Source organism: Micromonospora sp. II (genome assembly GCF_001709195.1).
Lineage (GTDB): Bacteria > Actinomycetota > Actinomycetes > Mycobacteriales > Micromonosporaceae > Micromonospora > Micromonospora chalcea.
The window spans coordinates 328,096-348,499 of record NZ_LYXF01000078.1 but is presented as its reverse complement, the minus strand read 5'-3'; the positions used below and the strand labels follow the sequence as shown (position 1 = coordinate 348,499).

Sequence of the window (20,404 nt, the reverse complement as noted above, 5' to 3'; positions counted from 1 at the left end):
ACCGGGTCGAGCTTGCCCTCCCGGGCGGCCTGGGTCAGGTTGCGGCCGAACTGGTCCAGCACGAGGCTGGTCGACGGCGCGGCCTCACCCGGCGCCGCACCCGCAGCGGCCGGCTCCTTACCCTGATACCCCGACAGCAGCTGGATCACCTGCTGACGGACCCGGTTCAGGTCCGCGCCCAGCTTCACCAGGACCTGCGCGGCGACGCCCTCACCCTCACGGATCAGGCCCAACAGGATGTGCTCGGTGCCGATGTAGTTGTGGCCCAGCTGCAACGCCTCACGCAGCGACAGCTCCAGCACCTTCTTCGCCCGCGGCGTGAACGGAATATGCCCGCTCGGCGCCTGCTGACCCTGGCCGATGATCTCCTCGACCTGCTGACGCACACCCTCCAGGGAGATGCCCAGACTCTCCAGAGCCTTCGCCGCGACACCCTCACCCTCATGGATCAGGCCCAACAGGATGTGCTCCGTACCGATGTAGTTGTGGTTGAGCATCCGGGCCTCTTCCTGGGYCAGGACGACAACCCGTCGCGCTCGGTCGGTGAACCGCTCGAACATGCCCTCGTGCTCCTCACCTGAGTCATCCGGCCACCAGAATACTAAGATTTCATATAGCATTCTGTCTATCCTGGATGCGCGACACGGGCCTCCAGGTGGGCGGCATCCCTTTCAGGGTGGGCCTTCGTCGGGACCGGGTCACGCAACCCGGCACGGCCCGCAACTTCTATCAATAGCTTCGCCATATGAAAAAGAATTCCCCGCCGTCGTCGTTCCGCCCGGCGGCCTTTACGCACGTCCCGGGCGGTGATCACGCTGCTCGGGCGGGTTGGCGGCCTGGCCTGCCGAGTTTCCTGAGCAATAGCTGAGTGTGGCGACGTGGTAACCGGATGTGCCAGTCTCGGGCTCACGCTGAGCCTGGGGGGATAGATGATGGAGAGTCGCGCCTGTTACCGGGTCGACCTGTTGGGTCCGCTGCGCGTGCGGCGGAAGGGGCATCCGGTGGAGCCCGGACCGGCCAAGCAGCGGGCGGTGCTCTCGCTTCTGGCGTTACGCCTGGGCGACAGCGTCCCGGTGAGCGAGGTGGAGGAGGCGGTCTGGGGCGGCGTAGTCCCGCCGAGCGCCCGGTCGCTCGTGCACACGTACGTGGCCCGGCTGCGCCAGGTCCTCGAACCGGAGCATCCGCCGCGGCGCCGGGTACGGGTCATCGCCTCGACCGTCACCGGGTACTCGCTGCGCGCCGAGACCGTCGAGACGGACGTCGCGCGGTTCCGCCGCTGTGTCGCCGAGGCCGAGAAGCGGATCGGCGAGGGCTGCCGTGAGGAGGCGTTCCACCTGCTCGGGCAGGCGCTGGACCTGTGGCGCAGCCCGACCCTCGGTGAGCTGCGCTCGCTGCTGCACGACAACATCGAGGTGGAGGCCCTGGGTGCGGCCTGGGTGGCGACCTCGCACAGCTACGTCGGTCTGGGGCTGCGGCTGGGACGCGCCGCAGCGGTGCTCGACACCGCCACCCGGCTGGCCCGGCTGGAACCCCTGCACGAGGCGATCCAGGCCGACTATCTGGCCGTGCTCGGCAGCAGCGGGCACCGGACCGTGGCCCTGCACCGGTACGCCGACATCACCGAGCGGCTCCGTACCGAACTGGGCGTCGACCCGGGGGAGGAACTGCGGGCGGTGCACCGGGCGCTGGTGCGCCCGGCCGGCCGTCCACCGGTGCCCCGGCCGGCGCCGGCGGTGCCGGCCGCAAGGCGCAGGCCCGGCTGCGGGCCGATCTCCGGGCCGCTGCACTGGCGGGCCGGGGACATCGCCGACCTGGCGGCCCTGCTGGCGAAGTACCGCGCGGTGACCGTCACCGGCGCGCCCGGCTGTGGCAAGTCGGCGGTGACCCTGCGCGCCGCCCACCAGGCCGCCCGCGTCTTCACCGGCGGGGTCCTGACGGTGGACACGCTCGATCTCAGTGACCGGCGGCAGCTGGAACGCCGGCTGGCCCGGATGCTCGGGGGCAACGGCGCCGAGGATCCGGTCGAACTGCTGCGCGACCAGCCGACACTCGTGGTGCTGGACAACGCCGAGCACCTGGTCGACGCGTGTGCGGTGGTCGCCGACCGGCTGTTGCTGGCGTGCCCGGACGTGGCGGTGCTGACCGGCTCGCGTCAGCCGCTCGGGCTGCCGTACGAGCGGGTCCAGCGCCTGCATCCGCTCCCGGTGCCGCAGCCGGGCGGATGGCCGTCGGTCCTGTCCAATCCGGCGGTCGCGCTGCTCGCCGAACGGGCGGCCCAGGCCCGCCCCGGGTTCCGCCTCGACCGGCGGGACGCGGAGGTCGCGGTGGAGATCTGCCGCCGGCTCGACGGCCTGCCGCTGGCCCTGGAGATGGCGGCGGCGTGCCTGGCCACCGAGAGTCTGGACGGGGTGCTGCGCAAGCTGGAGGGACCGCTGGACGGACTGCGCCCGCCCGTCGCCGGACCGGAGTCACGCCACACGTCGCTGCGGGCGATGCTCGACCGTAGCGTCCAGCGCCTCGACGTGGCCGAGCGTTGTCTGTTCCAGCGCGTCGCGTTGCTGCCGGGGGTGTTCGACCTGGCGGCCGCCCAGCGGTTCTGGCGGCCCCATCCGTCCGGGCCCACGGACGTGCGGGTGGTGCTCGCCGCCCTGGTGGACAAGTCCCTGGTGATGCCGGTCGGGACGACCGGCGGCCGGTACCGGATGCTCGGCCTGCTGCGCCGGCTGGCGCTGGAGACGGGCACCCCGGGGGCCGTGACGAGTCCCGCCGCCGAACTGCCCCTGCCGCTGTCCCGGCCGTTGCTGCCGGCCGGCGCGGCGGCCGTGCCGGACTGACCGGCGGCCGCCGCGACGGCCCGCTCCCCGCCGGGGGAGCGGGCCGTCGCGTTCTGGAGGCCGATGACACCTGACGATGCTTCAGGCATTGACAGCACGCTTTAAAAACACATAGCTTGAAGTTCGGCGGGACCGGTCGGGTCCGGTCCACCAGCGGCCCTCAGACCGCCGCTGACCCCTGCCGACAGACATTGGAGGTGTCTGGCTTGAGCACCAGAGAGACCTACGAGTCCCTGAACCTCGAACCCAAGCCGATCCGCCCGCACATCCTCGCCGCGGCAACCGTGGTCTTCGGCGAGGACTACTACTCGGGCCGCCGCGAGACGATCAACCTGTCCGGCTTCGTGCAGCTCAACAAGTGGCCCATGCCGGGCTTCGAGCACAAGGTCGACGAGAACGGCTACGCGCAGTTCGCCACCGAGCTGATCAGCGCGCCCGAGGTGGGCATCAAGGGGTTCAGCTACGAGTTGGACGACCGCATCCAGGTCCTGTCCAACCCGTTCCTGCCCAACAGCGGGCACGTGCGGCAGATCGTGCCGGGCAAGAACTTCCCGGCCGAGTTCTACATCCGCCGCTTCGGCATCCTGGAGTCGAGCACGCTGCGGCTCGCCCACCGCAACGTCATCGACATCTACGGCGTGGTCGACAGCGTCCCGCCGTTCAAGAAGCCGCTGACCGGGCCCTACCTGGGCAAGCCGCGCGGTGACGGTCCCTTCGACGTGATGGCCGCGCCGAACGTCGTCAAGGGCACCACGCTGCCGGAGGCGTGGTACCCGGCCAACGACGAGAACCAGCCGGTCGGGATCACGCCGAACCTGTTCTTCGCGCCCAGCGCCGGCCCGTGCATGTCCATGCTGGTCGACCCGTCCATGATCATGCAGACCTCGCTGGAGGGGCAGATCGAGGTCGAGGTCAACGGCAAGACGGTGCGGGTCGACCTGGCCGGGGACTACCGCAAGGCGGCCGGTGCCGAGGTGCTGCTCTTCGGCCCGGACAAGCACGACGAGGGCCCGGGCGTGCTCGCCCAGCTGGCCCGCGTCGCGGTCGTCGGACACAGCCCGGAGCTGGGTGGCCGGGTCATGCTGCGGGCGAGCTGGCCGCGGGTCTCCGGCGGCACGCTGGGCGAGGGCAACGAGGACAGCCTCAGCCGGCTCAAGTTCCCCGGCGACCTGCACATCGACGCCGAGTTCGAGCTGGTCACGCCGCACGAGACGCTCTACGCCGCCAACTCCGTGCACGTCAACGGCAAGATGCGCGGCATGGAGGCCACCGGCACCGAGCTCAAGCTGGACGGCTCGGACACCGCCCTGGTCACCGTGGACGAGCAGCCGAAGGCTCGCCTCACCGGCGTCAACCTGGTGATGCGGGACGCGCTGGTCGGCGAGCACGCCGCGGTGAACGCCTGACCGACGGGTCCGCTTGACGGGCCTGCCGGCCAGAGGTTCTACTAGTAAAACCAATAGCAACGTACCGTCACGATGTCCCTCCCGGCTGCTACGGCGGTCGGGAGGGACGCGCGCTCAGGGGGTACCGCGTGGACCAGCGGCTGCTGCTCATGCACCAGATGATGCTCGGCGACGCGCCCCGGCTGCGGGCGTACGACAGGGCGCTGGAGGAGGCCGTCACCCCCGGCGACGTGGTGGTCGACGTGGGCGCGGGGTTGCTCGCGCTCTCCCTGCTGGCGCTGCGGCACGGCGCCGAGCACGTGTACGCGGTCGAGGCCGACCCGGCCACCGCCGCGGCGGCGGCCCGCATCATCGAGGCCAACGACCTCAAGGGACGGCTCACCCTGGTCACCGGCGACGCCCGTACGGTCCGGCTGCCCCGCAAGGCGGACGTGCTGGTCTCCGAGATGATGGGAAACCTCGGCCCGGAGGAGGAGATGGCCGAGGTGCTGCACGTGATCGCCCGTCGCCACCTGCGCCCCGGCGGCCGGGTGGTGCCCCGGCGGCTGCGGACCTGGCTGGCCGCGGCCGAGTTCGCCGACGAGGGCTGGGGGCTGTGGGGCGGCGACTTCTACGGCTACCGGCTCGACCCGGTGCAGGAGCTCGTGGCCCCGGCGGCCCAGCTGCACTTCTTCCAGCGTCCGCCGAAGCTGCTGACCGAGCCCACAGTGGTGCTCGACCAGGCGCTCGACGGCCGGTCGCCGTCCCGGCAGACGCTGCGGCAGCGGCTGCCGGTCATCGCGCCGGGGAGGCTGCACGCCGTGCTCGGCTTCTTCACCGCCGACTTCACCGACGACGTGACGCTGTCGAACTTCCCGTCGTACCCCGGATGCAACTGGGCGGTCTGGGTGTGGCCGCTGCGGCACACCGACGTGGCCGAGGGCGACGAGCTGTCCGTCGCCCTGCGCCGGCCGGCCCGGCGCGACGTCCGCGCCGTGACCGGCTGGCGGCTGGAGTGCGGCCTGTCCCGGCAGAGGAGGTCCTGATGCCCTTCGCGGTGGGTACCGTCCGCGACATTCCCGTCCGTGGTGCTCTCAAGCTCTGCGGCCTGACCTGGTCCGCGGAGTGCCTCTGGTTCTCCGAGGCGGTCTCCAGCCAGATCGCCTCCCTGGACCCGATCAGCGGCAAGGTGGTCCGCCGGCTCGACTGCCCCGGCGTGCGCACCGACCTGACCACGATCGGCGGGCGGCTGCTGCAGGTGGCGGGCGACGACCGCGTGCTGCGGCTGGTCGATCCCGAGGACGGCGAGCTGCTCGGCGAGTTCGGCAACCCGCGTCCCGGCAACGTGCTGTGCGGGCTGGAGGCGACCCGGCACGGGCTCTGGCTGGGCTACGAGGACCTGCGCCAGGTCGACCTGCGTGACCCGGACGGTTTCGGGCTGATCGACACGTTCCCGGTCCGGCAGCCGATCGCCGGCCTGACCGTCTCCGACAGCTACCTCGTCTACTCCGACCGCGACGCGGCCACCATCAACCTGTACGACGTGGCGGCCCGCCGGGAGGTGGCCGCCTACTCGGTCGCGGGCAACCCGACCGGCATCACCTGGGACGGCCGCCGCATCTGGTACTGCGACTTCACCACCCTGCAGCTCCGGGCGATCGAGGTGCCGGGCATCACGAAGGGTTGACGTCCATGGCGACCACGCGCGCTCTGCTGGCCCGCTCGACCCGGATCGGCGCGGTCGGCGCCGCCCACCTGCTGCCGGTGCTGCCGGCGGCGCTGGTCAAGGCGGTCCGAGGTGACCGGGCGGCGGCCCGCCGGCTGCTGTACCGCCGTCTCACCACGTTGCTGATGCGGCTCGGCCCGACGTTCGTCAAGGCCGGGCAGGTGCTCGGCACCCGGCGCGACGTGCTGCCGGCCGCGCTCTGCGACGAGCTGTCGGTGCTCCAGGACCGGGTCGACCCGATGACCCCCGAGCAGACCAGCCGGGCGCTGGCCGAGGCGTACGGCAGCGAGGCGCCCGCGGAGTTCGCGGAGATCGACCCGACGCCGGTGGCCAGCGGCAGCGTGGCCTGCGTCTACCGCGGCCGGATGCCCGACGGCGCCGAGGTGGCGCTCAAGCTGCGCCGTCCCGGCATCGAGTCGACGATGGCCCTCGACCTCGCGCTGATGCGGCACGGCGCCCGGGTGATGGCCCGGCTGCCGATGCTGCGCGGCGTCCCGGTGCGGGAGGTGGTCGAGAACATGTGCGGAGCGGTGTTCGGCCAGCTCGACTTCGCCCGGGAGGCGGAGAACCTGCGCCGGCTCAAGGAGAACCTCGCCGTGGTGCCCCGGGTCCGGGTGCCCGGCGTACGCGACGACGCCTGCCGGCCGCGCTGCCTGGTCATGGAGTTCATGCCGGACCTCGACGTGGACGTGGCGCGGTCGATGTCGGCGGCCGTGCGAAAGCGGTTCGCCGCCTCCGCGATGACAGCGATCTACCACATGCTCTTCGTGGACGGATTCGTCCACTGCGACATGCACCCGGGCAACCTCTACTTCACCCGGGGCGCCCAGGTGGTGGTGCTCGACGCCGGGTTCAGCGTGCAGCTCACCGAGGAGCTGCGCCGGTTGTTCGCGGAGTTCTTCATGAACATGTCGATCGGGCGCGGCCGGTACTGCGCCGAGATCGTGGTGCGCAGCGGCACCGGCCTGCGGCCGGACGCCGACGTGGAGACGTTCCTGGTCCGGATGGCCGACCTGGTGGAGCGCAGCCACGGGCTGCCGGCCCGGGAGTTCAGCCTGATCGCGTTCGCCGCGGAGATGTTCGACCTGCAACGCCGCTACGGCGTGCACGCCGCGCCGGAACTCATCTTCCCGCTGCTGTCGCTGCTGGTGATCGAGGGGACGGTACGCGAGCTCGACCCCGACCTCGACTTCCAGGAGCTGGCCAAGCCGGTGCTGATGCGCGGGCTCTTCGGCCGCCGGGCCGCCGCCTGACCGCTGGCCGAACGGTCCGCCGGGCCTGGCCGGTCGCTTCGACAGCGCGGCCCCACCTGCGCAAACAGCCGACTAAAATATACGATAGCGGAATGGCACAGACTGGCCTCGCCGGCAAGCGCTCCTACCACCAGTACTGCGGGCTCGCGTCCGCGCTCGACGTGCTGGGCGAACGCTGGACGCTGCTGATCATCAGGGAGCTGCTGATGGGTCCCCGGCGCTACAGCGAACTGCTCGCGGACCTGCCCGGCATCGGCACGAACCTGCTCGCCGACCGGCTCAAGTTCCTCGTCGACTCGGGCGTGCTGCGGCAGGTCGACGTGCACGGCACCGGCGGCCGGCTCTCCTACGAGCTGACCCCGACCGGGCAGGCGCTGCGGCCGATGGTGCTCGGGCTCGCGCACTGGGGCCTGGAGTTCGTCGGTGACCTGAACGCCGAGGACACGGTCCGCCCGCACTGGGGCTTCCTCGCCGTGGAGGCGATGTTCCAGTGGGACAAGATCTCCCCGATCGACGAGAGCTACCAGTTCCAGGTCGACGACGAGGTCTTCCGCATCGACGTCGCCGGCGGGGTGCCGCGCGTGGCGAAGGGGCCGTCCGACGACCCGGCGATGGTGGCGACCACCGACGCGGCCACGTTCGTGCGCATCGGCGCCGGGCGGGTCACGCCGCTGATGGCGATGGTCGGCGGGCAGCTCAAGCTGGAGGGCGACATCGACGCGGTGCTGCGCTGCTGCGAGCTGCTCGGCCTGGACGCCGGCGCCGCGCCCGCCGCTCAGACGACCTCCGGTCACTGACCCGCGCCAGGGGGTGACGGGACCGGATCACTATATTATTCTGAACTAGCCTCGGCGTTCGTCGGGGCCCGTCGTCGTCCGGCACGCCGCGCCCGTGCGGCACCTCCCGAGCACTGTGGTCCCACGGGGACGACCGGTCCGCCCTCCGTCGCCCGAGCGCCTGACGGCGTCCGTGCGCGTCGCGGGGGCGACCCCGCGCGGCGCGTACGCCGGCACCGACGACCGGCCGTCAAGCGACAGGAGCCGGCATGACGGACACGGTGCGACACGATCCGGAGGCGCTGCCCAGGGCGGTACGGGACGACTTCCCCCTGCTGGCCCGCCGGGCCGGCGACCTCGTCGCCTACCTGGACAACGCCGCCACCACGCAGAAGCCCCGCGTCGTCCTGGACGCGATCACCGACTACTACACCGGGGCGAACAGCAACGTCGGGCGCGGCTACCACCGGCTCGGCCTGGAGTCCACCGAGCGGTACGAGCAGGCCCGCGAGAGCGTCGCGCGGGCGATCGGCGCGGCGCAGCCGGAGGAGGTGCTCTTCACCGCCGGCACCACCGCCGCGGTCAACCTGGTCGCGGACACCGCCGGGCAACGGGTGGCCGGGCCGGGCCGGCGGGTCGTGGTGACCGGCATGGAGCACAACAGCAACCTGCTGCCGTGGCGCCGGCTCTGCGACCGTACGGGCGCCACGCTCACAGTGGTGCCGGCCGGACCGGACGGGCGGGTCGGGGCCGACCGGTTCGCCAGCGCGCTCGGCCCGGACACCGCGCTGGTGGCGGTCACCCACGTCTCGAACGTGCTCGGCACCGTCAACCCGGTACGGGAGATGACCGCCGCCGCCCGCCGGGCCGGCGCGCTGGTGGTGGTCGACGGCGCCCAGGCCGTACCGCACCGGCCGGTCGACGTGCGCGACCTCGACGCCGACTTCTACTGCTTCTCCGGGCACAAGGCGTACGGGCCGATGGGCGTCGGCGTGCTGCACGGCCGCCGGGACCTGCTCGCCGGGCTGCCCCCGTACCAGGTGGGCGGCGGCACCGTGAAGGGCGTCGCGGCCGACCAGCCGGTCCGCTACCTCGACGGGCCGGCCCGGTGGGAGGCCGGCACGCCGCACGTGGCCGGCGCGGTCGGGCTGGCCGCCGCCCTGGACTACCTGCGCGACCTCGGCTGGGACGCGATCCGCCGGCACGACCGGGCGCTGGTCCGGCACGCCGTCGACGTGCTCGCCGCGATCGACCGGGTGCGGGTGGTCGGTGACCCGGCCGCCGACCCCAGCGGCATCGTCTCGTTCGTGGTCGAGGGCATCCACCCGTACGACGTCGGGGCGCACCTGGACCGGCACGGCGTGGCGGTGCGCTGCGGCGTGCACTGCGCCAGCACCTTCCTCGACGAGATGGGCCTGCTCGGCACGGTCCGGCTCTCCTTCGGCGTCTACAACACCACCGCCGAGATCGACCTCGTCGGCGAGCTGCTCGCCGGCGTACGACCGGGTCCCTGGACCACCGACCACCCCGACGTCCGGTTCCTCTGAGCAGCGCCCGGAAGGGAGCGTCATGAGGTTCGACACCCGGCTGGTGCACGTCGGCCAGCGACCAGTGCCCGGCACCGGCGACGTGGTGCCGCCGATCCACCTCGCCACCACCTACGACCGCACCGCCCAGGACCCGCCCCGCTACTTCTACGCCCGGGGCGAGCAGCCCAACCGGGAGGCGCTGGAGGAGTGCCTCGCCGCGCTGGAGGACGCCCGGCACGCGACCGTCTACACCAGCGGGCAGGCCGCCGCCACGACGGCGCTGTCGCTGGTGCCGCCGGGCCGGCTGGTGCTCGCCTCCGACGACGTGTACGGCGGCACCCACCAGTTGCTCGCCGCCGCCGCCGAGCGCGGCGTGACGGTCCGGCCGGTGGATTTCGCCGACCCGGCCGAGCGGGACCGCGCGCTGTCCGAATGCGGCCCGGAGCTGGCCATGGTGTGGCTGGAGACGCCCACCAACCCGCTGCTCAAGGTCGCCGACATCGCCGCGGTGTCCGACCTCGCGCACCGGCACGGCGCCCTGGTGGTGGTGGACAACACGCTGGCCGGGCCGGTGCTGCAACGACCGCTCGCGCACGGCGCGGACATCACGCTCTACAGCACCACCAAGTCCGTCGCCGGTCATCTCGACGTGCTCGGCGGCGCGCTCGTCTACCAGGACGAGGAGCTGCACCGGCGGTTCCTGGCCTACCGCACGGTGGCCGGCAACGCCCCCGGCGGCTTCGACTGCTACCTCACCCACCGCGGCCTGAAGACGCTGTCCCTGCGCACCGCCCGGCAGGTGGAGAACACCCGCGCGGTGGTGGCGGCGCTGCTGGCCGAGCCGAGCGTCGCGACGGTCAGCTATCCGGGCCTGCCCACGCATCCGCAGCACGCGGTGGCGGCCCGGCAGATGACCGCGCCCGGCGCGCTCGCCGCCTTCGAGTACCGCGGCGACCCGGCCAAGCTGCTCGACCGGGTACGCCTGTTCACCGCCGCGGTCAGCCTCGGCGGCGTCCGCTCCCTGATCGAGTGCCCGGCGCTGATGACCCACCGCCCGGTGCCGCCCGAGGTACGCCGGCGTCTCGGGTTGACCGACCGGCTGATCCGGATCTCACCCGGCATCGAGGACGCGGCCGACCTGGTCGAGGACCTGGTCACCGCGCTGCGTGACGGCGCCTGACCCGCTGACCGGCATTACCGCCCCGCGAAGGAGGAGACATGTCCGCATTCACGACCGGCGGCGCCCCGGTGGTGCTCGACGGAGGACTCGCCACCGAGTTGCAGCGCGCCGGGCTGCCGTACCAGCCCCCGTGGTGGGGCACCGCGGCGCTGCTGGCGGACAGCCGGCGGCGCGTGCTGCGCGACGTCCACGAGCGGTTCCTGACCGCCGGGGCGCAGGTGCTCACCGCGAACACGCTGCGCTGCAACCTGCGGGCGCTGCGCCGCGCCGGGCTGGAGGACGCCGGCCTCGGCTGGATGGTGCACGCGGCCGTCGGCGTCGCGCTCGCCGCCCGCAACACGGCCGGCGCGCCCGGCACCCGGATCGCCGCGTCGATGGCTCCGGTGGAGGACTGCTACCGGCCGGACCTGGTGCCGGCCGACGGCGAGCTGCGTGAGGAGCACCGCTGGCTGGCCGTGGAGCTGGTCCGGGCCGGGGTGGAGCTGGTGCTGGTGGAGACCATGAACACCGCCCGCGAGGCACGCATCGCGGTGGAGCAGGTACGCGAGGTGGGCGCCCGGGCCTGGGCCGCCTTCGTCTGCGACGACCAGGGCCGGCTGCTGTCCGGCGACTCCCTGGTGGACGCCGCCCGCGCGGTGCGCGCCGCCGGGGCCGAGGTGGTGCTTGTCAACTGCACCGCCCCGGAGGCGACCGAGCGGTGCCTGCGGGCGCTGCGCGACGCCGACGACGGCCCGATCGGCGCGTACCCGAACCTGGAGGACCGCCGCGACGGCGCGCCCGGGCCGCGCCCGCTGCTCGACCCCGCCGAGTTCGGCGACCTGGTCGCCGGCTGGGCGGTGGAGTACCGGCTCGCCGTGGCCGGCGGGTGCTGCGGCGCGTCGCCGGCGCACATCGCCGCGCTGACGGCCCGGCTGAACGCCCCGGTGGCGGCCGTCGACTGACGCCGCCCGCAGGTCCGCCGGCCCGGCGCGGGCCGGGTCAGCCAACGAAGGGAGAACGAGACGGTGAGCGGCTCGACGATCGCATCGCCCGTCGAGGTGGTGCGCAGCCTGCCCGGCCCGGCCGGCTACATGTGCGGCCTGACCTGGGACGGCACCTGGCTCTGGCACTCCGACCAGGACGCCGCGCGGATCTTCGCGATCGACCCGGCGGACGGCGCGGTACGCCGGTCGTTCGCGTACCCGGATGTGCGGGCCGACCTGGGATACGCGGACGGAAAACTGTGCCAGATCGGCGGCCGGCCGAAGCGGATCCTGCTGATCGACCCGGCCACCGGCCAGACCGTCGGGTCGAAGCCGGTACGGCCCTCCAACGGCCGGGTCACCGGCATGGAGACCGGGCCCGAGGGCGTGTGGCTCTGCCTGCGCGCTCCCGCGGTGATCCAGCTACGGGACTTCGAGACCATGACGGTGCAGCGGGAGCACCCGGTCGTGGGGTCGCCCTCGGGCCTCACGTACGCCGAGGGTCACGTGCTCTACGCCGAGTTCGAGGACGGCCTGCTGCACGCGGTCGACGCGGAGTCGGGCCGGTTGGTCGCCACGGTGCGGCTGCCGGGGCATCCGACCGGGCTGGCCTGGGACGGCGAGCTGGTCTGGTACTGCGACTTCGCCGACCGGCGGTTCAAGGCGGTCCGGCTGCCGGACGTGCTCGGCGGCTGACCGGCCCGGTGGGGGCGGCGGCCCGGCCGCCCCCACCCGCCCGGCGTCAGGGCACCCGGTCGCGCGCGTCGAACTGCTCCTGCCGGCGGTCGCGCTCACCGCCGGCGCCGGCGGACGGCGGCCGGCAGCGGCCGGCGCAGCCGCACGAGCAGCCGGAGGCAGCCGGCTCCGCCCGCTGAGGATCTTCGGTGTCCGGCCAACCGCCGGTGTGGCACGCGATCATCGCTTCTCCCTGCTCTGCGGTGGGACGCGCCGGAGAGCCCGGCGCGGTCGGACGGGGCGGGCAGCGGGTCGACTATTTACTTGAGAATCATATGGTAAATTCGCTGGCGGGTGCCAGCTCCTGACAGGAGGGACGCCATGCGCGTCAGCGTGACCGACGACCCCGCGACCACGACGGCCGCCCGCACCGGCGGGCCGCCCGCACCGGCCGACCCGCTGCGCGCCGCCTCCTTCGCGGAGCTGCGGTCGCTGTTCGCGATGGAGCCCGACGCGGTCCACCTCAACACCGGCACCATCGGCGTGATGCCGTACGAGGTGCTGGACGTCAACGACCGGGTGACCCGGGAGTGGAACGGCGGACTGCGCAACGTCTACCCGCCCGGCATGTACCCCGAGCACCGCGCCGCCATCGGCCGGGCGTTCGGCGTCGACCAGGACGAGATGGTGATCTGCCACAACGCCACCGAGGGGGTGGCCCGCGTCATCAACGGGCTCGACCTGCACGAGGGCGACGAGGTCATCACCACCAGCCACGAGTGCTACTCGGTGCTGTCCAACTTCAACCTGCTGCGCAACCGGCACCGGATCACGCTCACCGTGCTGACCCCGCCGGTCGGGCCGGACGTCACCGCCGAGGAGATCGTCGACATGTTCGCCCGGGCGATCACGCCGCGGACGAAGGTGCTGGCGTTCGCCGCCGTCACGCTGTTCACCGGCACCCGGATGCCGGTGCGCCAGCTCTGCGACCTGGCCCAGCAACACGGCCTGACCACAGTGGTCGACGGCGCGCTGCTGCCCGGCCTGTTCGACACCGACCTGCGCGCGCTCGGACCCGACTTCGTCACCTGCTCCGGCTCGAAGTTCCAGTGCGGGCCGCTCGGCACCGGGCTGCTCTACGTCCGTAACAAGGTCCACCCCGAGCACAACCCGCTGCCGCTGCCGACGTTCTGGCCGGTCATCTCCACCTGGTACCCGATGATGGGCGCCCCGCCACCGCGTACCACCACCCGGGTGGAGAGCTACAACATGGGCGACTACCTGCAGAGCGCCGGCAGTGCCAGCATCGCCCGGGGCGCCGCCCTGGCGAAGGCGTGCGAGCTGTGGGACCGCATCGGCCGGGACCGGATCGAGCGGCACGCGGTGGCGCTCGGCGCGCACACCCGCGCCCGGATCGTCGAGCGGTTCGGCGTCGAGTCGCTGTACTCACCGCTCACCGACGACCGGCTGACCGCGCCGCTGGTGGCGTTCAACCCGTTCCCCGACCGGGCCGACGGCTGGAACATCACCAAATTCGCCCGCCTCGTCGACGAGCTGGAGAGCCGGCACCGGATCTGGACCCGGTGGACCGAGTTCGACGTCGCCGGCTCACCGCACCAGCACTACGCCGCCCGGATCTGCACCCACCTCTACAACACCGCCGAGGAGGTCGACCTCGCCGTCGACGCCATCGCCGACCTCGTCCGGGAGCTGTCATGACCGTCGCCCCGTACCGGCCGGAGCCGGCCACCGCGCGGCGGCGCGGCGGCGTGCTGCGGGTGGTCGCGCCCACCGACGCCGCACCGCTGGACCCCAGCTGCGCCCCCGCGTCGGCGGCCCCGTTCGTCCGGCTGCACACCCGGCAGCTCGTCACCTGGCAGACCGCCCGGGACGTCCGCGACTGGCAGGCCGTCACGCCGGTGCCCGACCTCGCCCTGGAGGTCCCCTCCACCTGGAACGCCGGGCTCGGCGCCAGCCATCGCAGCTACGTGTTCCACATGCGCCCCGGCGTCCGCTGGGACACCCCCGACCGGCGTCCGGTCACCGCGCACGACGTGGTCCGCGGCTTCAAACGGATGTGCAACCCGGTCCGGCCCTCACCGTCGCTCGCGTACTTCGCGAGCACCGTGCGCGGCCTCGCCGACTTTGCCACCGCCTGGGCGGCGGAGGCCACCCACCGGGCCGGGGACGCGGCGACGCTGGCCGCGTACCAGAACGCGCACGAGATCCCCGGCGTCTTCGCGCTCGACGACGAGACGCTCGTCATCGAGCTGGCCCGGCCGGCGCTGGACTTCGTGCACATGCTCGCGCTGCCCGCGGCGTCGGCGGTGCCCGTCGAGCACGACGCGTTCGTCCCCGGCAGCCCCGAGGCCGCCGCCCACCTGCGCGCCAACGGGCCGTACCGGGTGCGGCGGCACCGGCCCGGCGAATGGGTCGAACTGGTCCGCAACCCGGCCTGGGAGCCCGCCGCCGACCCGTACCGGCGGGCCGAGGCCGACCGGGTGGAGCTGCGCCTGAGCGACGGCGCCGGCCGCGCCGACGCGGAGCCCACCGACGCGCCGGCCGAGGTGCCGGTCGCGCCCGCAGTCGGCGGGCTGCCAGCCGCCGAGCCGGTCGACGGCGACGGCGCGCTCGGCTGGGCGCTCGACCCGTACCTCCTGCTCAACCTGCGCGACCCGGTCTGGGCCGACCCCCGGGTACGGCAGGCCGTGGCGCTCGCCGTGGACAAGGCCGCGGTGGCCGACCTGTACCGGCGGCACCGCCCCGGCGTGCCGGTACGGATCGCGGGCTCGCTGATCCCGCCGGGCAACGCCGGGCACGACACGGCCGATCCGTACCCCACCGGTGATCCGGCGCGGGCCCGTGAACTGCTCGCCTCGGCGGGCCACGCCGACGGCACGCCGCTGGTCCTGATCCACCCGCACTCCGGCCTCGGACCCGAGGTGGCGCACGCCTGCGCGAGCGACCTCACCCGGGCCGGCCTGCCGACCCGGGCGGTCGGGCTCGCCGACGCCGCGTACACCGAGGCGCTGCGCGCCCCCGCCACCGCCGGCGGCTGGCAGCTCGCGGTGGCGGCGCGCGTACCCGACTGGCTGGAGCACAACGGGCGGGTCTTCGCGCAGGCGATGCTCCAGGCGACCCCGGTGCCCGGCGGCGCCAACCACGGCGGCTACGCCGCACCCGAGGTGGACGCGCTGATCGAGCGGGCGCTCGACGCGCCGGAGCCGTGGCGGGCCGACGCCGCCTGGCGGGCCGCCGCGGAGCGCGCGGTCGCCGACGTGGCGGTGGTGCCGATCCTGCACCGGGCGCCGGTGGCCGCGCCGAGGCGACCGGACCGGGTCGACGGGATCACGCCGCTGCCCCCGCAGGGGTACGCGGTGGACCTGACCGCCGCACGCCCGGGGGTGGACGAGTGAACCCGCTGGTCCGCGACTACCTGCTGCTCGGCCTGCGCCTCGGCCGGCTGGTCGACGGGCTCGTCGACTGCTACTACGGTGACCCGGCGCTGCGCGACCAGGTCGCCGCCGAACCGCCGCCCGACCCCCGCGAGCTGTCCCGCCAGGCCGGCCGGACGCTCGCCGCCCTCGACGACAGCGACCTCGAACCGGCCCGCCGCCGGTACCTCACCGCCCAGCTCGCCGCGCTGCGCGCGGTCGCCGACCGGCTCGCCGGCACGCCGATGTCGTTCCGGGAGGAGGTGCGCGCCTGTTACGACGTCGACGTGACCCGCACCCCGCCGGAGCGGTACGCGGCGGTGCACGACGAGATCGACGCGCTGCTGCCCGGGCCGGGACCGCTCGTGGACCGGGTGGAGGAGTTCTACCGGCGCAACACCGTCCCGCCGGAACGGCTGCACCGCTGCGTGCAGGCGGTCTCCGACGCGCTGCGCGAGCGGACCCGGGACCGGTTCGGCCTGCCCGGGACCGAGCGTGTCGAGTACACGGTGGTCCGGGACGCGCCGTGGAACGCGTACAACAGCTACCTGGGCGGCTTCCGCTCCGCCGTGGCGCTGAACGCGGCGAGCGGCCGGTCGGTGGCCGCGCTGCCGATCATCGTGGCGCACGAGTCGTACCCCGGCCACCACACCGAGCACTGCCTGAAGGAGGCCGGCCTGGTCCGCGACGGCGGCCAGGACGAGCACACCATCGCCCTGGTCGACACACCCCGGTGCCTGGTCACCGAGGGCCTGGCCGAGGCGGCGGTCGACGCGGTGCTCGGCCCCGGCTGGGGCGAGTGGACCGCCGGCATCCTGGCCGGGGAGGGCGTCCACGTCGAGGGCGAGCGGGTCGAGCGGATGCGCGGCCTGATCGTGCGCCTGCTGCCGGCCCGCATCGACGCCGCCCTGCTCCTGCACGACGAGGGCGGCGACCGGGCGGAGGCACTTGCCTACCTGCGGCGGTGGATGCTGCTGCCACCCGACCGGGCCGAGCAGATGGTCACGTTCGCCGCCGACCCGCTGTGGCGCGCGTACTCAGTCACCTACTCCGAGGGCGGCCGGCTGGTCGACGCCTGGCTGGCCGCCCGCGAGCCGGACACCAGCCTCGCCGACCGCTTCGACACGCTGCTGCGGGAGCCGCTGCTGCCGTCGCAGCTGCGCGCCGACGTGGCGGGGACCGCAGAGACGACGAAAGGTGTGTGTCGATGAACGGCGGCCAGCCCCGGTACGGGGGAATCCTGCGGCTCTACGGGCCCGGCAGCATGGACCATCTCGATCCGGCCTGCGCCTACTACATGCTCGGCGGGCAGATCATCCGGCTCTTCGCCCGCCAGCTGTTCACCTACCGGCCGGTCGCCGACCTGCGCGACCCGTCGGCCGTCACGCCCGTGCCCGACGTGGCCGAGGCGGTGCCGACAGTGGACAACGGCGGCATCAGCGCCGACCACACCCGCTACACGATCCGGCTGCGCCCCGGCGTGTACTGGGACACCGACCCGCCCCGCGAGGTGACCGCCGGGGACTTCGTGCGCGGCTTCAAGCGGATGGCCAACCCGGTGTTGCAGGCCGGCGGGATCGGCTACTTCACCAGCACCATCCGGGGTATGGCCGAGTACTGCGACGCGTACGCCGCCGCGATCACCTCGGCCGAGCCGGCCGCCGCCGAGCTGGCCGCGTTCCAGAACAACCACGAGATCGCCGGCGTCCGCGCGGTCGACGACCGGACGATCGTCTTCGACCTGATCCGCCCGGCGGTGGACTTCCTGCACATCCTGGCGCTGCAGTGCGCCTCCGCCGCCCCGGTCGAGTACGACGAGGTGCTGCCCGACAGCGCGGAGTTCCGGCGGCGGGTGCGCTCCAACGGGCCGTACCGGATCACCCACTACGCCCACGGCGAGTCGGTGCGGCTGGACCGCAACCCGGTGTGGCGCAAGGCGTCCGACCCGGTGCGCCAGCAGTACCTGGACGGGGTCGAGGTGACCATGGAGATCGCCAGCCCGCAGCAGGTGGGGGAGGTGATCGACAGTGGCCGCGCCGACCTGTCCTGGGCGTCACCGATCACCGAGCCGTACGACGTGGCGCCCACCGACCCGGGCAACGACCTCGGCTACGCGCTCAACCCGTACCTGGTGTTCAACCTGCTCAGCCCGAACGCCGACCGGGCGATGAGCAAGCTCAAGGTGCGCCAGGCCATCGCGTACGCGATAGACAAGGCGGCGATCGCCGAGATCTACCACGGCCTGGAGGCCGGGACGGTGATGTTGTCCGGGCACACGGCGATCCCGCCCGGCAACGACGGGCACGTCGACTTCAACCTGTACCCGACACCGGGGGACCGGGGCGACCCGGAGCGCTGCCGGGCGCTGCTGGCCGAGGCGGGCTACCCGGACGGGCTCACCCTCACCGCCGTGCACCGGGACGTGGACGCCAACCCGGAGGTGGCCCGCTCCTACGCCGCCGACCTGGAGAAGGGCGGCATCAGCGTCCGTCTGGTCTCGCTCGGCCACGCCGAGTACTACCAGTTCCTGCGCGACCCGGCCAACGCCCGCGCCGGCGCCTGGGACATCTCCGCCCCGTCCTGGACGCCCGACTGGTTCGGCCCGAACGGGCGCACCTACGTCCAGCCGATGTTCCAGACCAACACGTCCCGCGGCACCAGCAACTACGGCGGTTACAGCAATCCGGAGGTCGACCGGCTGATCGAGGAGGCGCTCGGCGCCACCGACCGGGCCCGCGCCACCGAACTGTGGCACCAGGTCGACCTGTGCGTCATGCGGGACGCCGCGATCGTGCCGATCCTCGTGCACGCCCCGACCATCCCGCACCGCAAGGGCCGGCGGGTCCGCAACGCGATCGCCATGCCCACGGTGGACCGCTGGTTCGACCTGTCCAACCTCTGGCTGGAGGAGTCCGCATGACCACGGCAGACGCATCGACGGACCTCGGACTGATCCCCGGCGCGGACGGCCCGCGCCGCGGCGGCACGCTCACCCTGGTCGGCGCGGGCGACGTCGACCACCTCGACCCGGCGCTGGCGTACCACACGGTGACCCGGGGGATAGTCCGCGCGTACACCCGGCAGCTGGTCACCTACCCGTCGACCCGCGACCACCGGCGGGCCGGGGACCTGGTGCCGGACCTGGCGGTGGCGGCGGACGGGCCGTACGACGCCGAGGGCCGCCGCTACCGGTTCACGCTGCGCGACGGGCTGCGCTGGGACCTGCCCAACGGACCCCGGCCGTTGACCGCCGCCGACGTGGTACGCGGCATCAAGCGGCTGGCCCACCCGATGGCGCCCAGCCCCGGCCTGCCCTACTACCTGAGCACCGTCGAAGGGCTTGCCGAGTTCCGCGACGACCTGCTCACCCTGCCCCGCGACCTCAACGTGGTGGCGCCCTACCTGGAGGCCGCCGAGGTGCCCGGGCTGCGGGTGCTCGACGACCGGACGGTGGAGCTGATCACCCGCCGCCCCACCTCCGACTTCCTCAACCTCCTGGCGTTGCCGTTCGCCTCCCCGGCGCCGGAGGAGTACCTCTGGTTCGTGCCCGGCAGCCCCGAGCTGGACCAGCGACTCGGCTCGATCGGGCCGTACCGGATCACCGCCTACGAGCCGGACCGGCTGATCACGCTGGAGCGCAGCCGCACCTGGGACCCGGCCACCGACCCGGTCCGTGCCGCCCACGTGGACCGCATCGAGGTGCGGCAGGGGCTGGACGAGAAGACCTGCCACGACATGGTGATCCTCGGTGACGCCGACATGTTGTGGGACATCCAGCCGCTGACCGAGCGGCTGCCGGAGATGTTCGCCGCCGGGGACCCCCGGCTGGAGGTCTGCCCGGCCGGTCTGTTCAGCCCGTACCTGGTGATCAACGTGCTCAGCCCGAACGAGGGCGGTGCGCTGGGCCGCCGGGAGGTACGGGAGGCGTTGCAGTACGCGATCGACAAGACCGCCGTGGCCGAGGTCTGGGGCGGGCGTCGCCTCAACGACATCGCCGAGCAGATCCTGCCGCCGCTGTGCCGCGCGCACCGGCCGTTCGCGCCGTACGCGGCGAACGACGGCGCCGGCGACCCGGAGCTGGCCCGCCGGCTGCTCGCCGACGCCGGCTACCCCGACGGGCTCACGTTGAAGCTGGTCTACCGGGACCGGGACATCCACCCGGAGACCGCGCGGGTGGTCCGGTCCGCCGCCGCCCGGGCCGGCATCACCCTCGACCTCGTCCCGGCCGGCATCACCGAGCTGTTCGGCACATACCTGGGCCGGGCCGACGGCGCCCGCGAGGGCCGCTGGGACGTGGCGCTGTCCGGCTGGGAGCCGGACTGGCACGGCAACAACGCCCGCGTCTACCTCCAGGCCCTCTTCGACAGCTCCGGCGTCTCCGGCAACGACGACTGGGGGTCGAACTTCGGCCACTACCACAACGAGGTCGTCAACGAGCACATCGACGCGGCGCTGAGCTGCGCCGACGAGAGGGCCGCGAACGAGCACTGGCGGGCCGCCGAGCGGGAGGTGCTGCGCGACTGCGCGGTGGTGCCGATCCTCTTCGCCCACCAGTACTGGCTGCGCGGGCACCGGGTGCGCAACTGGCTGCCGTACCCGGTGCTCAACGGCGACCTGACCAACCTGTGGCTGGGGGAGGACTGACGCCCG

The 20,404-nt window shown here is 73.3% G+C and carries 17 protein-coding genes; 15 read left to right on the top strand and 2 right to left on the bottom strand.

What is annotated here, in order from left to right; genetic code table 11:
* The coding region (locus A8711_RS29995) for a Clp protease N-terminal domain-containing protein (RefSeq protein WP_304441911.1) at nucleotides 1-560 on the bottom strand (560 nt) is incomplete at its 3' end.
* A gap of 372 nt (nucleotides 561-932) precedes the next feature.
* Here A8711_RS29995 and A8711_RS29990 point away from each other — a divergent pair.
* From A8711_RS29990 to A8711_RS29945, 10 genes are all read left to right on the top strand, one after another.
* Nucleotides 933-2,834, top strand: a complete 1,902-nt coding sequence (locus A8711_RS29990; RefSeq protein WP_233607693.1) for a BTAD domain-containing putative transcriptional regulator — start codon at nucleotides 933-935, stop codon at nucleotides 2,832-2,834.
* 206 nt (nucleotides 2,835-3,040) lie between these two features.
* Entirely contained in the window at nucleotides 3,041-4,240 is a 1,200-nt protein-coding gene (locus tag A8711_RS29985; RefSeq protein ID WP_030499571.1) for a DUF6004 family protein, read from the top strand.
* Nucleotides 4,241-4,368: 128 nt separating this feature from the next.
* The gene (locus A8711_RS29980) at nucleotides 4,369-5,265 is read left to right on the top strand and encodes a 50S ribosomal protein L11 methyltransferase (protein ID WP_043325252.1); all 897 of its coding nucleotides are present in this window, start codon (nucleotides 4,369-4,371) and stop codon (nucleotides 5,263-5,265) included.
* Complete coding sequence (locus tag A8711_RS29975) at nucleotides 5,265-5,906, top strand: hypothetical protein (RefSeq protein ID WP_043325250.1); 642 nt, start codon at nucleotides 5,265-5,267, stop codon at nucleotides 5,904-5,906. Before A8711_RS29980 ends, A8711_RS29975 begins: the two co-directional genes overlap by 1 nt.
* A gap of 5 nt (nucleotides 5,907-5,911) precedes the next feature.
* The gene (locus A8711_RS29970) at nucleotides 5,912-7,198 is read left to right on the top strand and encodes an AarF/ABC1/UbiB kinase family protein (RefSeq protein WP_069090021.1); all 1,287 of its coding nucleotides are present in this window, start codon (nucleotides 5,912-5,914) and stop codon (nucleotides 7,196-7,198) included.
* Between the two features lie 92 nt (nucleotides 7,199-7,290).
* The gene (locus A8711_RS29965; RefSeq protein WP_043325247.1) at nucleotides 7,291-7,995 is read left to right on the top strand and encodes a crotonobetainyl-CoA--carnitine CoA-transferase; all 705 of its coding nucleotides are present in this window, start codon (nucleotides 7,291-7,293) and stop codon (nucleotides 7,993-7,995) included.
* Between the two features lie 248 nt (nucleotides 7,996-8,243).
* On the top strand, nucleotides 8,244-9,521 hold the full coding sequence (locus tag A8711_RS29960; protein WP_043325246.1) for an aminotransferase class V-fold PLP-dependent enzyme: 1,278 nt from the start codon (nucleotides 8,244-8,246) through the stop codon (nucleotides 9,519-9,521).
* Nucleotides 9,522-9,543: 22 nt separating this feature from the next.
* Complete coding sequence (locus tag A8711_RS29955) at nucleotides 9,544-10,683, top strand: PLP-dependent aspartate aminotransferase family protein (protein ID WP_043325245.1); 1,140 nt, start codon at nucleotides 9,544-9,546, stop codon at nucleotides 10,681-10,683.
* A gap of 38 nt (nucleotides 10,684-10,721) precedes the next feature.
* Nucleotides 10,722-11,624 carry a homocysteine S-methyltransferase family protein gene (locus A8711_RS29950; RefSeq protein WP_043325243.1) on the top strand — a complete coding sequence of 301 codons (903 nt, stop codon included), beginning with the start codon at nucleotides 10,722-10,724 and terminating at the stop codon, nucleotides 11,622-11,624.
* Nucleotides 11,625-11,687: 63 nt separating this feature from the next.
* Nucleotides 11,688-12,341, top strand: a complete 654-nt coding sequence (locus A8711_RS29945) for a hypothetical protein (protein WP_043325241.1) — start codon at nucleotides 11,688-11,690, stop codon at nucleotides 12,339-12,341.
* A 46-nt stretch (nucleotides 12,342-12,387) separates the two neighbouring features.
* On the opposite strand, the gene A8711_RS32560 is transcribed toward A8711_RS29945, so the two are convergent.
* Nucleotides 12,388-12,564, bottom strand: coding sequence for a hypothetical protein (locus tag A8711_RS32560; RefSeq protein WP_176722911.1), 177 nt, complete (start codon nucleotides 12,562-12,564; stop codon nucleotides 12,388-12,390).
* A 137-nt stretch (nucleotides 12,565-12,701) separates the two neighbouring features.
* Between A8711_RS32560 and A8711_RS29940 the strand changes: the two genes are divergently transcribed.
* Genes A8711_RS29940 through A8711_RS29920 form a run of 5 tightly spaced genes read left to right on the top strand, consistent with a single transcriptional unit; the run spans nucleotide 12,702 to nucleotide 20,398 of the window.
* Nucleotides 12,702-14,039 carry an aminotransferase class V-fold PLP-dependent enzyme gene (locus A8711_RS29940; protein WP_043325239.1) on the top strand — a complete coding sequence of 446 codons (1,338 nt, stop codon included), beginning with the start codon at nucleotides 12,702-12,704 and terminating at the stop codon, nucleotides 14,037-14,039.
* Entirely contained in the window at nucleotides 14,036-15,736 is a 1,701-nt protein-coding gene (locus tag A8711_RS29935; protein ID WP_069090020.1) for an ABC transporter substrate-binding protein, read from the top strand. The genes A8711_RS29940 and A8711_RS29935 overlap by 4 nt, the downstream gene beginning before the upstream one ends.
* On the top strand, nucleotides 15,733-16,965 hold the full coding sequence (locus tag A8711_RS29930) for a hypothetical protein (protein ID WP_043325237.1): 1,233 nt from the start codon (nucleotides 15,733-15,735) through the stop codon (nucleotides 16,963-16,965). Before A8711_RS29935 ends, A8711_RS29930 begins: the two co-directional genes overlap by 4 nt.
* Nucleotides 16,962-18,674 carry an ABC transporter substrate-binding protein gene (locus A8711_RS29925; protein WP_043325235.1) on the top strand — a complete coding sequence of 571 codons (1,713 nt, stop codon included), beginning with the start codon at nucleotides 16,962-16,964 and terminating at the stop codon, nucleotides 18,672-18,674. Before A8711_RS29930 ends, A8711_RS29925 begins: the two co-directional genes overlap by 4 nt.
* Nucleotides 18,671-20,398, top strand: coding sequence for an ABC transporter substrate-binding protein (locus tag A8711_RS29920; RefSeq protein ID WP_051611101.1), 1,728 nt, complete (start codon nucleotides 18,671-18,673; stop codon nucleotides 20,396-20,398). Before A8711_RS29925 ends, A8711_RS29920 begins: the two co-directional genes overlap by 4 nt.
* Nucleotides 20,399-20,404: the final 6 nt, after the last annotated feature.

Excerpts from the sequence above, each read along its gene's own strand:
- A8711_RS29990 (WP_233607693.1), top strand. The coding sequence starts at position 933 with ATGGAGAGTCGCGCCTGTTACCGGGTCGACCTGTTGGGTCCGCTGCGC.
- A8711_RS29975 (WP_043325250.1), top strand. The coding sequence starts at position 5,265 with ATGCCCTTCGCGGTGGGTACCGTCCGCGACATTCCCGTCCGTGGTGCT.
- A8711_RS29970 (WP_069090021.1), top strand. The coding sequence starts at position 5,912 with ATGGCGACCACGCGCGCTCTGCTGGCCCGCTCGACCCGGATCGGCGCG.
- A8711_RS29965 (WP_043325247.1), top strand. The coding sequence starts at position 7,291 with ATGGCACAGACTGGCCTCGCCGGCAAGCGCTCCTACCACCAGTACTGC.
- A8711_RS29960 (WP_043325246.1), top strand. The coding sequence starts at position 8,244 with ATGACGGACACGGTGCGACACGATCCGGAGGCGCTGCCCAGGGCGGTA.
- A8711_RS29955 (WP_043325245.1), top strand. The coding sequence starts at position 9,544 with ATGAGGTTCGACACCCGGCTGGTGCACGTCGGCCAGCGACCAGTGCCC.
- A8711_RS29950 (WP_043325243.1), top strand. The coding sequence starts at position 10,722 with ATGTCCGCATTCACGACCGGCGGCGCCCCGGTGGTGCTCGACGGAGGA.
- A8711_RS32560 (WP_176722911.1), bottom strand. The coding sequence starts at position 12,564 with ATGATCGCGTGCCACACCGGCGGTTGGCCGGACACCGAAGATCCTCAG.
- A8711_RS29940 (WP_043325239.1), top strand. The coding sequence starts at position 12,702 with ATGCGCGTCAGCGTGACCGACGACCCCGCGACCACGACGGCCGCCCGC.
- A8711_RS29935 (WP_069090020.1), top strand. The coding sequence starts at position 14,036 with ATGACCGTCGCCCCGTACCGGCCGGAGCCGGCCACCGCGCGGCGGCGC.
- A8711_RS29925 (WP_043325235.1), top strand. The coding sequence starts at position 16,962 with ATGAACGGCGGCCAGCCCCGGTACGGGGGAATCCTGCGGCTCTACGGG.
- A8711_RS29920 (WP_051611101.1), top strand. The coding sequence starts at position 18,671 with ATGACCACGGCAGACGCATCGACGGACCTCGGACTGATCCCCGGCGCG.